The 16701-nt window shown below is 41.5% G+C and carries 15 protein-coding genes; 2 read left to right on the forward strand and 13 right to left on the reverse strand.

What is annotated here, in order from left to right:
• Positions 1–2: 2 nt before the first annotated feature.
• The 12 genes from RBB56_RS07735 to RBB56_RS07790 all read right to left on the reverse strand — a co-directional run bounded on the left by RBB56_RS07735 (position 3) and on the right by RBB56_RS07790 (position 12403).
• The gene (locus RBB56_RS07735; protein ID WP_306721806.1) at positions 3–1427 is read right to left on the reverse strand and encodes an ABC transporter substrate-binding protein; all 1425 of its coding nucleotides are present in this window, start codon (positions 1425–1427) and stop codon (positions 3–5) included.
• Between the two features lie 89 nt (positions 1428–1516).
• Positions 1517–3367 (reverse strand): cache domain-containing sensor histidine kinase, encoded by a 1851-nt coding sequence (locus RBB56_RS07740; protein ID WP_306721807.1) that lies wholly within the window; start codon positions 3365–3367, stop codon positions 1517–1519.
• A complete protein-coding gene (locus RBB56_RS07745; RefSeq protein WP_306721808.1) occupies positions 3364–4983 on the reverse strand; it encodes a response regulator transcription factor in 1620 nt (539 codons plus the stop codon). The genes RBB56_RS07740 and RBB56_RS07745 overlap by 4 nt, the downstream gene beginning before the upstream one ends.
• A gap of 225 nt (positions 4984–5208) precedes the next feature.
• Positions 5209–5838, reverse strand: coding sequence for a helix-turn-helix domain-containing protein (locus RBB56_RS07750; protein WP_306721809.1), 630 nt, complete (start codon positions 5836–5838; stop codon positions 5209–5211).
• Between the two features lie 159 nt (positions 5839–5997).
• Positions 5998–7326, reverse strand: coding sequence for a replicative DNA helicase (dnaB, locus tag RBB56_RS07755; RefSeq protein WP_306722112.1), 1329 nt, complete (start codon positions 7324–7326; stop codon positions 5998–6000).
• 35 nt (positions 7327–7361) lie between these two features.
• Positions 7362–7811, reverse strand: a complete 450-nt coding sequence (rplI, locus tag RBB56_RS07760) for a 50S ribosomal protein L9 (protein ID WP_306721810.1) — start codon at positions 7809–7811, stop codon at positions 7362–7364.
• 18 nt (positions 7812–7829) lie between these two features.
• Complete coding sequence (locus RBB56_RS07765) at positions 7830–9875, reverse strand: DHH family phosphoesterase (protein WP_306721811.1); 2046 nt, start codon at positions 9873–9875, stop codon at positions 7830–7832.
• A gap of 318 nt (positions 9876–10193) precedes the next feature.
• Positions 10194–10457, reverse strand: coding sequence for a 30S ribosomal protein S18 (rpsR, locus tag RBB56_RS07770; RefSeq protein WP_306721812.1), 264 nt, complete (start codon positions 10455–10457; stop codon positions 10194–10196).
• A gap of 70 nt (positions 10458–10527) precedes the next feature.
• Positions 10528–10983 (reverse strand): single-stranded DNA-binding protein, encoded by a 456-nt coding sequence (locus RBB56_RS07775; RefSeq protein ID WP_306721813.1) that lies wholly within the window; start codon positions 10981–10983, stop codon positions 10528–10530.
• Between the two features lie 18 nt (positions 10984–11001).
• Entirely contained in the window at positions 11002–11292 is a 291-nt protein-coding gene (gene rpsF / locus RBB56_RS07780) for a 30S ribosomal protein S6 (protein WP_306721814.1), read from the reverse strand.
• Positions 11293–11393: 101 nt separating this feature from the next.
• Entirely contained in the window at positions 11394–11576 is a 183-nt protein-coding gene (locus RBB56_RS07785; RefSeq protein ID WP_306721815.1) for a DUF951 domain-containing protein, read from the reverse strand.
• 110 nt (positions 11577–11686) lie between these two features.
• Positions 11687–12403, reverse strand: a complete 717-nt coding sequence (locus RBB56_RS07790; RefSeq protein WP_306721816.1) for an NAD-dependent protein deacylase — start codon at positions 12401–12403, stop codon at positions 11687–11689.
• Between the two features lie 234 nt (positions 12404–12637).
• On the opposite strand from RBB56_RS07790, the gene RBB56_RS07795 reads away from it, so the two are divergent.
• Both RBB56_RS07795 and RBB56_RS07800 read left to right on the forward strand, forming a co-directional pair.
• Entirely contained in the window at positions 12638–14701 is a 2064-nt protein-coding gene (locus RBB56_RS07795) for a methyl-accepting chemotaxis protein (RefSeq protein WP_306721817.1), read from the forward strand.
• Positions 14702–14774: 73 nt separating this feature from the next.
• The gene (locus RBB56_RS07800) at positions 14775–15221 is read left to right on the forward strand and encodes a MarR family winged helix-turn-helix transcriptional regulator (protein ID WP_306721818.1); all 447 of its coding nucleotides are present in this window, start codon (positions 14775–14777) and stop codon (positions 15219–15221) included.
• A gap of 51 nt (positions 15222–15272) precedes the next feature.
• Here RBB56_RS07800 and RBB56_RS07805 read toward each other — a convergent pair whose 3' ends face one another.
• On the reverse strand, positions 15273–16697 hold the full coding sequence (locus RBB56_RS07805) for a PTS transporter subunit EIIC (protein ID WP_306721819.1): 1425 nt from the start codon (positions 16695–16697) through the stop codon (positions 15273–15275).
• Positions 16698–16701: the final 4 nt, after the last annotated feature.

Consider the following 16701-nt stretch of genomic DNA (forward strand, 5'->3'; position numbering starts at 1 on the left):
TGCTATTGCTCCTGCTCGATTGCTTCTTTGGCCCGTGCAGCAATTTTGCTGATTGCCGAATCAATATCCTGTGCCCCTTGTCCGTATAATTGACCTTCTTCAATAATAATCTGACTGATTTCCGAAGAACCTGCTCCTATTATTTTCTCTGACAATGCTTTTCTATTACTGTCGAACCATGCCGCCTTAAAGTCCTCTACTGTCAAGGAATCGAATTCAAATGGCTTAGCAAGACTGTTCTCAATGTAATCTGCAATTTCTTCATCTGTCAGATCCACTCTTGCCGGCACACGTCCGAATCCTAAGGTATACTGATTCTCTGCCATACACGCTGCCGCCGCAAAAGCTGCTTCCTTATTTTTGCTGGTAGAAGGAACCGCATAACATCCGGGTACCGTTAGTGTAGTAGGTTCTTGCCCCTCCGGATATGGCATAGGAAGAAGACCCACTGTCCAATCCCTTGGATATTTCTCAAAGTTGTTCAGAATGGAAGTTGTCCATCCGCCGCACATAAACATACCATATTGTCCTGAGGTAACAAATGCATTCCATGGCGTATTGGACGCCTTAAAATCAAGAATGTTCTGCTGTATCTTCTCATCATTTCCAAGCCCGTAGAAGAATTCCAAACTTTCTTTGAATAACGGGTCTTCGAAATTGCCGGAACCATCCGCTTTATAAGGATTCCATCCCTTCTGAAGAGCATACATGTAGTTATAGCAGTCATAATCTAACATCAAGGAGCCATAGATTCCCTTTGAAGAATCAGTTAGCTGTTTTGCTGTCTCTATATATTTTTCCCATGTCCAGCCTTCTGCCGTAGGATAAGGAACTCCTGCATCATCGAAGATCTGTTTATTATATAAAGTAATCCAGATATCGCTGAATGCCGGCAATCCATATACTTGTCCGTCAAAGTTAGGCAGATAGTCTCCGAATATGCTGTCCATATCATAGTTCGCTGAGGCTGCCAGCTCATCCATAGGTGTCAGCACGCCCGCGTTATAAAATGGCTTTAGTCCCGGTACTGTGTTATAGATGATATCGATTTCATCTCCTGCCATAAGGCTTACCAAAGTTTTATCCAATTCGCCTGACGGAGTGTTGGGAATGATGGTAAATTCTATTTCGATTCCCGTTTTCTCTTTAACCAACTCTATCAGTTCCAAGTTCTCTTCCCCGGTACTCGCCGTCTGTGTGGTGGCATATTTTAACTTAACTCCCTCAAACGGCCTTTCATCCTCCACTTCTTCCGTTTCTGACTCCGACTCCGTCACCTGGCTCTGTGCTGTTTCCGTCTCCTCGCTGACCTGTGCCGCCGGCTCCGTTTCGGAAGCTGTGCTGCCGGAACATCCGATCAATGCACCTAAAGTAGTTGCAGCAGCAAGACAGATTCCCATAATCTTTTTCCATATCCTTCTTTTCATGTTTAACCTCCCTAAAAGAATTATTGTTATAACCTTATTCTAATTGTGCGGCAACACATTTTCCATAGTCTGGATTTTACTTTTATGGTCTATATTTGTCTTTCCTCGGATAAGATCAGCGGGATTGTGACAGCCACTACCGTTCCCCGGTTCTTACTGCTTCTTATGCTTACCGCATTGCTTAAGCCGAAATAAAGTTTAATCCGCTCGCTGATACTGTGCAAGCCGATTCCTGTTCCTTTTTTCCTGCTGCTCTCCTCTATATCCGGCAAACTGCCTTGCTCTATCTGTATCCGGATTCTCTGCAGATGCACCCGATCTATCCCCGCTCCGTTATCTATGATTTCGAACCTGATAATATCCTTGAACACCTTAACTCTGACCCATATTTTAAGGACATGGTCTATTCCTTCCAGAGCATACATAAAACAATTTTCAACCGCAGGCTGCAGCAACAGCTTTATGGTCATGTAATTTCTTATTTCCTCATAATTTACCAAAAGCTCAAACTCCACCCTTTCCTTATATCGCACTTTCTGGATATTGATATAGGACATCAGGTGTTCAATTTCCTGCTGTATGCGTACAATAATTTTTCCGCCGTTTACCGAAAGCCGGTACATTCTTCCCAAAGAAGCCGCCAGTCTTCCAATTTCAGGGATTCCTGCCTCGGAAGACTTCCACACGATATTCTCCAGAGTATTATATAAAAAGTGGGGGTTGACCTGTCCCATAATCACTTCCAGCTCCAACTGTTTTTTCTTCTTCTCGGTCTCCACCCTATCCTTAACATACTGATTTATCTGCCGGAGCATGGAGTTATAATACCTCCCCATTTCCTGAATCTCACCTTCACCTGTCATATCCACATAAGCATCCATGGTTCCATCATATACTTCCTGCATAGATTCTTTCAGCAAGGTAATAGGCTTTAAAAACCGCCTCGATATGAACAAGATAATGAAGAAACAAATGAAAGTACACAGGGTCAGCACCAGAATAATCTGCAAAAACAAGGTATCAATAGATTTTGTTACAGCAGATAAGGGACTCACCGCTATGATTTTCCAATCAACATTTTCCACCAACCGTGTAGATACCAGATATTTTCTTCCGCCTTCACTCAATTCAAAGCTGCCGCTTTGCATCTCTTCCTGACGGCTCATGACTTTTATAATCAAAGGGTCCCTTTCCTGGTCCGTGATCATCGGCAGACTGCTGGATGAGATAATGTTTCCTTCATTGTCAACTACAAAGATAACCGCATCTTCCCCCAAATCTTCTTTTGCGGTAAGACTTTTGTACTTTTCCCATATCTGCGCTTCAGGTATCACAAAAATATGTACACAGTTCACATTACCCGAATAGAAATTAACAATTCTTCTCGTTCCCACCAGCACTTTATCCTGTCTTGGGTCGCCTGTCTTTTCCGAAACAAAATAATTATCCTCCAGGAGATGCCAGATAATCTTAGACAGATTGTTTACATTTTTCACATCCATATCTGCAAGCTTTTTTAAGACCTCTGTTTGGTCCATAAGAGGATCGCTGAAATTAAGAATTTCATCATATTTGGTAAGCACTGCCTTAATTCTGATATTATTCCCTAATGGGTCACTGTTGCCAAACATAAGAAGAATCCTCTGAATATCGCGTATCATATCCAGTGGTTCATCATTATACCTCTTTTGGGTATATGCCTGAAAGGATGCGTCATAAGCGTATTGGTTGGAAACGTTGGTAACATTGTTCATCAATTGTTCAATGTTCCTCGCCACAAGTTCCAGCCTCTGCTGTGCATTCTCCACCGCCTGCTGTTCCATCTCTCCTCTGTTTAAACCGAATAAAACCGCCATCACGAAAAGCAGCGGAAACAGCACTCCAAGAATGATATAGAATATCAACTGCCTTTTTAAACTTTTAGCAAAATAGGAAATCATAATATATACCCCGTATGCATATTACGGTATTCATTAGGACTTACCCCGTAATATTTTCGAAAAACTTTAATAAAGTTAGAAACATCCGCATATCCGGTAAGTTCCGCAATATGATATATTTTGAGAGCCGGATCCATCAGCAGCTCTTTGCTTTTTTCCATTCGTTTCTGTGTTATGTAATCGCTGAAATTATACCCGGTCTCCCGTTTGAACCTTTTTGACAAATACGCTGAATTCTTTTTCACATGCTCAGCGACCGAATCAAGAGAGATACCGTTGGAACAATATTCCTTATCCACATAGTCCTTGACCGTCTGTACCAAGTTATTTGTAATCTTCCCACTTTCCTGATAACCGGCAATTTCCTCTGCCAAGAACTTAAGCACTATAATCAGAAATTCTTCCTTATCTTTCAGGGATATAATGTAGTCGATATCTTTATAATGATAATCCGATTTCTCCATCAGCTCTTCCAGGCGAATCTGATAATTTTGAAGGCTCCACCTGGATATCTGATATAAGGCCTCCAGAGCAATCCTGTCAATATAGCTGTAATCCCTTACCATTTTATCCTTGAACTGACTTAGGACACGATGAATTTCCTCTCTGACTCCATCCATATCTTGCCTTGTCAGATAGCACATGATTTTCTCAAGTTCGAAGAAGCTGATATCATAAAGGTCTTTCCCGTAATATTCCAAATCAGGATAGAGCACAATACTTAGATTTCCCAAAAAGATCTTCTGTCTGACACAGCGCTTTGCCTGATCATACCCTCTCGAAATGCTGCTCACCTGCCGGCAGACATCGCTGATTCCTACGGATAACTCCACACCGTATAAGTCAAAAATCTCCGACTGCAGTTCCTGAAAATATTTGAGCATCGCATCCTTCCACTCTATATCCTTAGATACTTCAATAACAGAAGTCACCTGTCCGGAAAAATCTTCAAAGAAATAAGCCTTATATCCTGTCTCCCTGATATTACAGTATCCCAGCATATTCCTCTGCCTGCTCAATTCTTCTGTCCCTGATATTTTTCCCTGTTTTTCTTTGTGTATATCGAGCACGGCTATTACAAAGTTGTGAAAAGACAGACCGAGCCCATCCTTTAATATTTTATAACGGTCATCAAAAGCGACCCCATGCAGAAGCTCATTCAAAATCCTTCCATATTGCAGATCTTTTGCCTCTCTTGCTTCTTTCTTCAGATCCTCTACTTCTTTTTCTTGCTCCTTCTCCTTATCTAATTGCTCCTTGATTTTCAAGAATGTTGCCTCAAATTCATCCAGATCCGTAGGCTTCAGCAAATATTCCACCACTTGGTTTTTTATGGCCACCTTAAGATATTCAAAATCATTATATCCGCTTAATATAATGACTTTAATATCAGGATAATTTCGATTCAGCTCCTCCATCAGCCCGATTCCATCCATATGGGGCATTCTGATATCGGACAATACCACATTGGGAGGATCTTTCTTGATCAAAGCAAGTGCCTCAAGGCCGTCCGACGCTTGTCCTGTAACGGAGAATCCCCACCGTTCCCAGGGAATCGATCTTGCCATCCCATTCAAAATATCCGGCTCATCGTCCACAAGTAAAAGTTTATACATACTTTTCTCCTTTTTTGGTATCTTAATCTGCATAATAATATTTATTATAACATGACTTTGGGACCCTGATATCATATTATTACGGACAGAACAGAACAAAAGTGTGCTTCGCCCACTCTCGCGATTTAAACTTTTAGCAGCACAGCTTTTGTTCCGCGCGCATAGCTGCGCATTAATCGGTTCTTTAATAAGAGCACTTTCCTATTAAAGAACAAAAGCCCTCAATCAAACGATTGAAGGCTTTTTCCTTATACCGAAGCGGCTTTGCTTCTCTCCATCTTTTCTCTTTCCTTTTTTGCTGTAGCTGCGGAGTAGTTCATCAATTCTTTTATAGTGTTCATCTTCTTTCTTATTTCGTTCAGTAGTACGTATTTCCTCACGTTCTTCCTGCAGCCTGAACTGATAATCCATCTCTTTTAGTACACTTTCCTTTATATCGTCACACATCTCTTTATTGCTTTCCTTCACCGCCTCCGTTATCATATGCTGCAATAGCATCTGCAGCCTTATACTTTTCTCTTCCTTTCCTTCGTCCATTTCAGAGATATCCTTTGATGCAATAATCTCTATCATCTGCTTTTCTTCCCCCATTTTCTTCGTTTCGTCTTCTGCTTTTACGCGCTCTATCTTTCCATTTCTCACTATCATACGAATCGCTTTTAACTGCAGTCCCTGTTCCTTTAGACTTTTTACTTCCTTAAAACACTCCACATCCTCCTGTGTATAGTATCTATGCCCCAGTTCATTCCTTTTAATCGGAATCCCCAACTCCTCTTCCCAGTAACGGAGCACATGTGATTCCACCTCCACTTTCTTCGCTGCATCTGAAATCAAATAATGAATCTGCTTCTCCATCTCTTCCTTCTCCTTTCTATCGCGCAATCATAGGCTAACGCTACGTATCCATTTTTATGTAACAGAAACACTTTCCCATTACATAAAAAAGGACAGCATATTCCATGCGTCCTCTTTTGTAGTAGTTATTTTTATTCTATTTTTGCTTTTATGAAAATTTTATCTTTGCATATTGGCGAATTTGGTATATTCTGGCAACCAGACGAGATCGATCGTTCCTATCGGGCCGTTTCTTTGCTTCGCCACAATAATCTCTGCAATTCCTTTCTTATCCGTATCTTTATTATAATAATCATCACGATAGATGAACATCACCACGTCCGCATCCTGCTCAATCGCCCCTGATTCTCTAAGATCGGAAAGCATAGGTCTGTGATCCGGCCTTTGTTCCACCGCACGGCTTAGCTGAGACAAGGCTAAGACCGGTACACTAAGCTCTCTGGCTAACGACTTCAAGGAACGGGAAATATCGGAAATTTCCTGTTGTCTGGAATCTCCCTTTCCGCTTCCCGACATCAACTGCAAATAGTCTATAATAATCATTTTTAATCCATGCTCGAGCTTATATTTTCTGCACTTCGACCGCAACTCTGCTATACTGATGCCCGGTGTATCATCTATAATCAAATTAGACTGACCGATTACCCCGGCAGTTTCAATGAGTTTCTCCCAATCTCCATCCGATAAGTTACCGGTTCTAAGCTTCTGCGCATCCACTCTAGATTCTAAGGAAAACAGACGGTTCACCAACTGCTCCTTGGACATTTCCAAACTGAAAATAGCTACTGTTTGATCCAACTTAAAAGCCACATGCTGGGCAATGTTAAGAACAAATGCTGTTTTTCCCATAGAAGGCCTCGCTGCAATCAAGACCAGGTCAGAAGGCTGCATACCTGCTGTTCGGTAATCCAAATCTATAAATCCCGTAGCAATTCCTGTAACGCTTCCCTTATTTCTGGAAGCCTTCTCAATCTGATCCATGGCATTCATAACAACCTGCCTGATTGGAACAAACTCTCCTGTATTTCTTCTCTGTACCAGATTGAAGACCCGCTTTTCCGTATCCTCTAAGATAACTTCAAGATTTTCTTTTCCTACGTAACAAGTATTGGCTATTTCCTCATTCAATTTTATAAGCCTGCGAAGAGTTGCTTTCTCCGCTACAATATTTGCATAATATTTAATATTTGCCGAAGTGGGCACTGCTGTAATCAAATCTCTTATGTATTCCAGAGTACTCATCTCCGGCGGTATATCTTTCTCCTTCAGCTTGTCCTGCAAGGTTACAAGATCTACCGGTTTCCCTTCATTATTTAATTCCGCCATCGCTTCGAAAAGGATTCCGCACTGTTTATTATAGAAATCATCTCCGGAAATAATTTCGGAGGCTACAACAATCGCTTCTCTATCCATAATCATAGCTCCGATTACCGACTGCTCGGCTTCGATACTATGAGGCAATACCCTCTTGAGCAACGCTTCTTCCATTGCCGCCACTTTTTATCCTCTACCCTCTCGTATGACTATTTCTCTTCCTGAACATTCACTTTCAGCTTTCCGACCACTTTCGGGTGAAGCTTTACAGAGACTTCATACACTCCCAAGGTTTTAATCGCTTCCGCTAATTGAATTTTCTTCTTATCGATTTCCATTCCACACTGGTTCTTTACTGCTTCTGCAATCTCTTTTGTCGCAATAGAGCCGAAGGTCTTACCGCCTTCTCCTGATTTTATTCTTAGAATAACTTCCTTTGTTCCCAATTCTGCCGCGAAGGCTTCTGCTGCTTCCAGTTGTTCCTTCGCAATTTTCTCTTCATTAGCCTTTTGCAACTTCAAATCGTTTATATTCTTTCCGGTCGCTTCTAAACCGAGCTTCTTAGGAAGAACGAAATTTCTAGCATATCCATCGCTGACTTCCACAATCTGCCCTTTCTTCCCAAGGCTTTTTACGTCTTCTATCAAAATAACTTTCATAGCAATAACCACACCTTTCTAAATTTCTCCGTTTTCAATCATCGCATCGAGCGTATGTTTAATAATCCCTATTCCTTCGGCTAAAGAAGTATCTTCCATCTGACATCCGGCAATATTCATATGACCGCCGCCGCCTAATCGCTCCATGATAATCTGTACATTAACTTCATCAATAGAACGCGCACTGACATAAATCTGGTTCTGGTATTCTGTCAAAATGAAGCTGGCCTTCACCCCTTTAATATTCAGCAGCTCATTCGCTGCCTGTGCTCCTGCAACGGTAGGATTAAGTACATCGTCTCCCGTACAAATGGAAATAGCATAAGAATTGCGGTAAATTTCCGCCTGGCTGACCGCATCCGCCTTCGCCTTATAGTCCGCCGCATCTTCTCTGAATAACTTGCGCACTCTCGTAACATCCGCGCCATTTCTCCTTAGAAAAGCCGCCGCCTCGAAAGTTCTGACACCTGTCTTGGTCATAAAGTTATCAGTATCTATCATAATGCCGGAATACAGGCAATCCGCTTCACTATTCGTAATTTTAATGTTCTCTCCGATATATTGCAATATCTCAGTAACCATTTCACAAGTGGAGGAGGCATAGGCTTCCACATAGGAAAGGGTCGCATTCTCAATTACTTCCGTCCCTTGTCTGTGATGATCGAATACTACGATGGACTTGCATAGGCGAAGCATTTCCGGACAATCCGTAATGCTTGGCTTATTCACATCCACCACTACGAGTACCGCGTTATTACCTACCATCTCGATGGCTTGCTGGCTATTAATAATAAAATCATCGCTGTAGTCAGGGCTGTCCTTGAAGATATCTATCATAGGCTGTAAAGAAGTTGTCACATTATTTACAACGATATGTACCTTACGTTCCAGCGTTTGTGCGATACGGGCAACGCCTATTGCTGCGCCGAAGCTATCGACATCGGCATTTCTATGGCCCATAACAATGACCTTATCTTTGCCGGATATAATTTCCTTCAAAGCATGAGCTTTTACTCTGGCCTTTACTCTCGTATTCTTCTCTATCTGCTGACTCTTACCGCCATAATAAATCGTATTATTCTGCGTCTTCACCACTGCTTGGTCACCGCCGCGTCCCAGGGCCAAATCGATGGCATTTCTCGCAAATTCATAATTCTGCGCATAGGTAAGCCCATTCAATCCAACACCGATACTAATGGTCACTGCCATTTCATTTCCAATATTCACCGTCTTCACTTCTTCCAACAAATCGAAACGGTATTCCTGTAAGTAGGTCACTGCCTTTTTGCGCATGATAACGAGAAACTTGTCCTTCTCGATCTTCTTACAAATTCCATCGAGACTGGCAATATATTTATTCACTTTACGGTCGATGAGGGCGATGAGAAGAGAGCGTCTGACTTCCTCTACACTTTCTAACGCTTCATCATAGTTATCAAGATAAATCAAAGCGACAGATAAGCTTTGGTCATCCACTTCCTGAAGTGCTATTTTAAGAGCTGTCTCATCGAAAAGATAAAGAGCGATCAAATGGCCTTCGTAATCTTCAACCTCTATGATATCGCTATTCTCTTCCATTTCTTTTAAAGATATCTTCTTTAACTTAACTACATAATCGCTCTCTTCAAATGTAATGCCGAATTCTACCTCATCTGCTTCTCCGGGAAGCTTCTCCTTGGTAATGCCCGGAAACAGCGATGTAATTGATTTCCGATATCCTCTCTCTCTATGTACGGTCTTTTCAAACGCCGTATTCGTCCATATAATCTTACCTTCATCATCTAAGAGAGCATGAGGCAAGTCCAAATCCCTTAAGAGCTTCCTCTGTATCTGTCCGTATTGCGTAGCGAAACTGATTAACTCATTCATAATAACCGGCTTATTATACCAAAGAAGAGACAACACAATTGCAAAATAAAAAAGATTAAAACAGGTAAGAACCAATCCTGCACGGTAATCAATTAAATAAATGCCCAAATTTACAAAAATTAACAAAATTCCTAAATACACAGAAGTCTGTAAATATCTCTTTAGCCTTCCCTTTAACTTCACCTTATTCTTCATATCTTACCCTTTTCCTTACGGGCGCTATACCCATTGCGGCTGTCATTCGCCCCTTCGGGTATCTTTAACCCGTTTATAACCTCGTAACCTTTTAAAATATACCTCTTACAGTATATCATTTTTTTTCATGAAGTTCCACAATATTATTTAGTCGTTTTCTATCCTTTTACGACATATTTTGGAACAAAAGTGTGCTTCGCATCCTACACAGAGTGCCTTTATTCTATAGAATATATAATTTTACACTTTAATGTAACAAGGTATTTCCTACAGAATAAAAAAGACCAACTGCCCGAAGGAGTTGGTCCGCTTCTTAATTTAATCCATAACATAAGGCATCAAAGCGATGTGACGTGCTCTCTTTATAGCTACGGTAAGAGCTCTCTGATGTTTTGCACAGTTTCCTGTAATTCGTCTGGGGAGGATTTTTCCTCTCTCAGATACATATCTTTTTAATTTATTTACATCTTTGTAATCGATAACATTGTCTTTACCACAGAATACGCAAACTTTTTTTCTTCTGCGCATGCCGCCTTTTCTTCTCATCGGAGAATCAGACCTCTCTGCTCTATTGTAAGCCATAGTATAGCCTCCTTTTATTATTCAATTATGAGTTAACTTAACATTCCATATAAATATTAAGTTCTTATTTTTAATTAAATGGAAGTTCCTCATCAATTCCGTCAGGAATATTCATAAAACCATCTCCTGCCGACATTGGCTCAGGTCTTCCGCCACCGGAAAAATTACTGTTACCGGCATAACCCCCGTCTGTACCGGCACTGTTCTTGCTTTCCGCGAATTCCGCTTCTTCCACAATAACATCTGTCGTATAAACTTTTACTCCATCCTTATTGGTGTAGCTTCCAGTTTGAATACGTCCGGTCACTGCAATTTTCGTTCCCTTACGGAGATACTTTTCCGCGAATTCTCCTTGTCTGCCAAATGCCGTACAATTAATGAAATCCGCAGTCTGTCCATCGTTATTGTTACGACTTCTACGATCTACTGCGAGTGTATATCTAGCAATTGCCATCGGGCTTTCTCCCTGAGAATATCTTACCTCGGGGTCCCTCGTTAAACGTCCCATAAGTATTACTTTATTCATACGTTCTCCTGTTCTTTCTTATGCTTCGTCCTGTCTTACGCATAAATATCTGAGTACATTGTCCATGATACGAACTCTGCTTTCGATTTCTTCCGGAACAGTGCTCTCAGCATCGAAATGGATGAAGTAGTAGTAGGCTTCTTTCATCTTCTGAATTTCGTAAGCTAATCTCTTCTTACCCCATTCATCAACGTTCGTAACCTGTCCACCGAATCTTTCAACAAGAGCTTTGCATTTGTCGATAACTGCTGCTCTTTCTTCATCTTCGATTCTTGCACTGACAACAACGGTTAATTCATATTTGTTCATGTGCGTTACCTCCTTTTGGTCTCTGGCCCTCATTCTCAGATGAGAGCAAGGAATTTAAAATATATCACGAATTACTATGATATCATACGAACTCAACATTTTCAAGACTTTTGTTTGATTTCTCTGACATTTTTCTCAAGCATCTTGCGCGCTATCATAATCTGATGCCCGCACCCTTCACACTTCAAACGAAAATCAGCTCCTATGCGAAGCACCTCCCACTCCTTGCTTCCACAGGGATGCTGTTTCTTCAATCGTAAAACATCACCTACCTGAATCTCCATCTGTCCCTCCTCTTTCCTCAACATTCTTCCGAATATTACATTCATGGTATATAACTGTCATAAACTATCCGGTTGCAATTATCTAACCCTTCCTATTTATTAAAGAACCCTTAAAGCTGATGAATAACTTCCCCTATACTTCCTTGTACGATTACATCCGCCACATGATCTCTCATTGTGGCTGTTTTATTGATAAGAATTAATTTATTTCCCTTATAGTCATCAATCATGCCTGCTGCCGGATATACTGCCAGGGAAGTTCCTCCAACGATAAGGACTTCCGCATTCCTTATATATTCCATAGTCTCCTGTACCGTCTGTGAATCCAAGCCTTCTTCATAGAGCACCACATCGGGTTTAATCGGTCCGCCGCATGCATCGCAGTGAGGCACCCCTTCGGAATGAAGCATATACTCTGCCGAAAATAGCTTCCCGCAATCTTCACAATAATTACGGTGTACCGATCCATGGAGCTCGAGTACCTTCCGACTTCCGGCCGCTTGATGCAGCCCATCTATGTTCTGTGTAATAATAGCTTTTAATTTCCCTGTCCGTTCCCACTCAGCAAGTTTGTAATGAGCTGCGTTAGGTTTCGCTGTCAGACACAGCATCTTATCTTTGTAAAAGCGATAGAATTCCTTCGGATTTCTCCGGTAAAAGGTATGGCTTAATATTGTTTCCGGAGGATAATCATACTTCTGACTATACAGCCCATCCACACTTCGAAAATCAGGGATACCACTTTCTGTAGACACCCCTGCTCCACCGAAGAAAACGATATTACTGCTGTCATCTATTATTTTCTTCAACTTCTCTATTCCGTTCATGCCATCCTCCTTCTTTTTCCTATTACTATACACCATTTTAAGGCGATAAGAAACCTTTGTAAAATTATTTTTACCTTAACTTTACATGTCCTTGATAGAATATCTGCCTCATATTACATAAAATGTGCATAACCGATTATCTTCATTTATTTTTCCATGTATTTATACGGTCAGCGCAGTAAATGCGCATATCTGCTGAATAGTTATTTTACATATGCAAATTACAAGAAAGGTATGGCTACTTATATGAAACGCAGAAATCACTCTTTAAGAATACAATTCTTCAAAAATCTCTCCCTGACTTTCGTCCTCCCTTTTCTTCTTCTTTTATTTATTATCACTATTTACACCTATCAAGTAATAAAAGAAGAAACCGAACGCAAAAATACTATTTATGTGTCCATGCTCTGCAATCAAATGAGAACAGAAATCGATAAATATACATCTATTGTAGAAACTGCTGCCATGCAGGAAAGTGTACAAAGTATGGATTACACACAAGCGGAACCTTATCTGCAAGCCCTATTAGCCGTTGAGGGAACTGATGTCTGGTCTCATTTCTTAATTGCTAATGAATACGGCACCGAACAGGTGCATACTGAAGGAAAGGATGGACATGGTTATTCCATTCGCACACAAGAAGCCTTCGCTATACCTTGGAAGGAGGAACGGACCTATGTGAGCGAACCATCCATCTCCATAAGTACCGGCCGCTCCGTCCTCGGTATCAGCACCCCTATCTATCGAGGTGATTATAAAGTTGGTGTGCTCATTGGTTACCTGCGTCTGGAATGTATCTCCGACATATTGAACAGCTATCAATTCACAGGCAGTGGATATGTTTTCATGCTTAACTCCGACGGTACTGTCTCCGCCCATCCTGACCAATCACTCGTACTGAACGCCATCTACGGACTTCCTGACGAAAGCGATGCTGAAGCCGTGGAAGCTTATGCGCAAATACCGGAGAATCTGAAACAGGTTTATCTCGCTATGACCCAAGGGAAAAATGACAGCGTTATCATAAAAAATGAGAAAGCAGACTTTCTTTACTCCTATTATCCATTGGGGATACGAGATATGTCCGTATGCATCGTTTCTCCCTTACAGGAATCCTTCGCTCTCGTATATGGACTAATCAAAACAATGATCATAAGCATGCTCCTCATATGCCTGACCGGAAGCCTCGGAACCATTATGATGTCCCAAAGAATCTCTTCCTTATTTTATTGGATTATGAAACAAACCTCCCTATTATCCTCGGGCATTACCGAACTGCAAATGAAAAAGCTTCCCTATGAAAAAACAAAAGAAATCACAGCATTAAAATCTTCCATATTCACTCTTGCCACCGGCCTGGAGGATGTACTGTCCGGACTCGACGCTCAATCCAAGGACCTGACCCTTACTGTAAGTGATGTCTCAGAACGTATCGCTTCTTCCGATAGCAGCATTAATCATATATCTTCTCACCTCCAGCAAATCGCTTTAGGTACGAAGGCCGCCTCCGATGCTACACAAACTTTAAAAAGCAGCTCTTCCAAGAATCTAAGCTTTGCAACTGCTATTGCTGATTTCTCAAAAGAAGGAAAAACTTATACCTTGGATATGATGCAGAAGGCAGAAGGACTTGAAACAAATGCGGCGCAAGGAAAAACAACGGCAATGGAAGTCTTCTCCTCCATGCAGGAAAATCTGAAGCTATCCATGGAGGAAAGCAGTAAATCCGCATTGATAGGTAAATTGACCGATGAGATTCTCCAAATATCCAACCGGACAAACCTTTTATCCCTAAATGCTTCTATCGAAGCAGCAAGAGCCGGCACATCCAGCCACGGCTTCTCTGTCGTAGCTGCTGAGATCCGCGCCCTTGCCGAATGCAGCCGAAATGCAGCCGGCAAGATACAAGATATTAGCGAAGTCGTAACCACCGGTATCGCACGATTAACTCACGATGCCGATAATCTTTTGTCCTTTATTGACACCTCTGTCATAAATGACTATACCTTTTTTACGAATATTGCCAATCATTATTATAGGGATGCAACTGAAATTTCTCGAATGATGGAACGTTTCTCGGAACATGCTGAACAGCTCAGGGCCTCCTTTGCCCTTATGGACGATAATATTTCTCACATCTTTGCTACCATGGATGAAAACAGCGGAAATATTACAGGAATCGCTCAATTATCCTCCGAGTTCGCCATAACCCTTCACAGTATTCGCGAAGAAGTGAATGCGTGCGATGAAATATCCGCCCACCTTCGCAAGAGCCTCACTTCTTTCCGCCCGGAGTAAACCTCCTCTCATGTATTGACAAGTTTAAAATGATTGTGTACAATTCACTTCATACATGTAAAAGGAGATTTTTATGACGGATAAATACAATGCCTTAAAATTAGAAAACCAACTATGTTTTCCTCTATATGCCTGTTCCAAAGAAATCGTGAAAAGATATAAACCTTACCTGGATAACATCGATCTGACCTATACTCAATATATCGCTATGATGGTGTTATGGGAACATAAACAGATGAATGTGAAGGAATTGGGCAACTATCTTTATCTGGATTCCGGAACTCTCACTCCGGTCTTAAAAAAGCTGGAACAAAAGGGCTGGGTCATACGAAGCCGTGATAAGGAGGATGAAAGAGTATTGAATGTCACCCTTACGGACACCGGCGAAGCCTTAAAAGAGAAAGCAATAGATATTCCCAAGCAGATGGAAACCTGTATCGATCTTGAACCCGGTGAAGCGGCATTCTTATATCAGATTTTATATAAAATACTGGGAAAATCCGGTGCTTCTCTTGAATAAGCACCGGATTTCAGGGGTATTTTATGTTAATTGGTAAGTTAACTTTAATAACTATGTATTTGCTACATCTTTTTCCTTAATCGTAAACTGTGTAATAATAAATCCTGCCACATAGGAGATTAACAAGCCGATAAAGAAGTTCATCATACTTTCCGGTTTCATGATCGCGATGGCAACTAAGCCCGAGGGTCCCCAGGAATTGGCCATTACATGTGTCAGCATTACATAAGCACCGCCGAAGCCCGCTCCCAAACCTGCAGTAATAAAAGGCTTGAACATCGGAAGGGTAACTCCGTAAATCAGCGGTTCTCCAACTCCGAGGAAACCTGCGGGAAGAGCACCGGTAATTACTTTCTGTAAACGATGGTTGCCTGTGCGTTTTGCCTTAAAGTAGATTGCGAGGGACGCGCCGACCTGACCCGCACCAGCCATTGCTAATACCGGGAATAAACTAACCCCGCCCATCGCCTCTAACTGGAGTGCATAAATCGGAATGAGTCCGTGGTGTAAGCCAAGCAGTACCATAGGTAAGAATAATGCCGATAAAATATATCCGCTGATTACACTTATAATCGGATTCGATGAATTAATAATCACGCTAAGCATCGCTACCAGTCCATCCGATAAAAATCCTGCAAGAGGCATAATTGCAAATACAAATACGACACCGGTAATCAGTAAGGACAAGAACGGTGTAACGACCAAGTCCAGTACGTCCGGAATATGCTTTCTAACAAACTTCTCCACCTTAGCCAGAATCCAAACGCCGATGATAACTCCGATAATACCGCCCTTACCCGTCGTTAAGATAGAGTTTAGCGGTGTTTCTTCGTTATATAATCCAAAGAAGGTGGAGATCGCTACAATATTCGCTCCAATGGATATACCGCCGATCATACCGCCTAAAGCTTCCGTTGCACCAAACTGCTTCGCGGAATTAATACCCGTATAGATAGCAAAATAGCCTAAGAAAGCCGTTCCGATTAAACCAAATAATAACTGTAATATCTGCCAGAATCCATCTGTCGCCAACACTCCCTGCCCTTGAAGGGTAGTAATTAAGCTTGTCAAGCCATTGAATAAACCTGCTGCGATAATTGCCGGAATTAAAGGGATAAAAATATCGGCGATAGTTCTGATTGCCTTTTTGAAAGGACTTTGTTTCTGCATACTTTTTACAGAGGCCTTATTATCTTCCCAACTATCGTCTCCTGATTTTACTTTAGGAAGTCCCAACTCATTTGTGCAGATATCGGTAACTTTCTTTGCCTTTCCCGGACCTAAGACAACTTGAAGAGATGCGCCGTCCGTAATATAACCTAAGACACCATCTGCCCCCTTTATTTCTTCCCCTTTTACAATAGAAGTATCCTTAACAATAAGACGCAGTCTTGTCATACAGTTAGTTGCACTTACAACATTCTCTTTCCCGCCAAGCAGTTCTACTAATTTCTTGGCTAATTCTGAATTTGTCATATAC

The sequence above is a fragment of the Kineothrix sp. MB12-C1 genome (assembly GCF_030863805.1).
Taxonomy (GTDB): Bacteria; Bacillota; Clostridia; order Lachnospirales; family Lachnospiraceae; genus Kineothrix.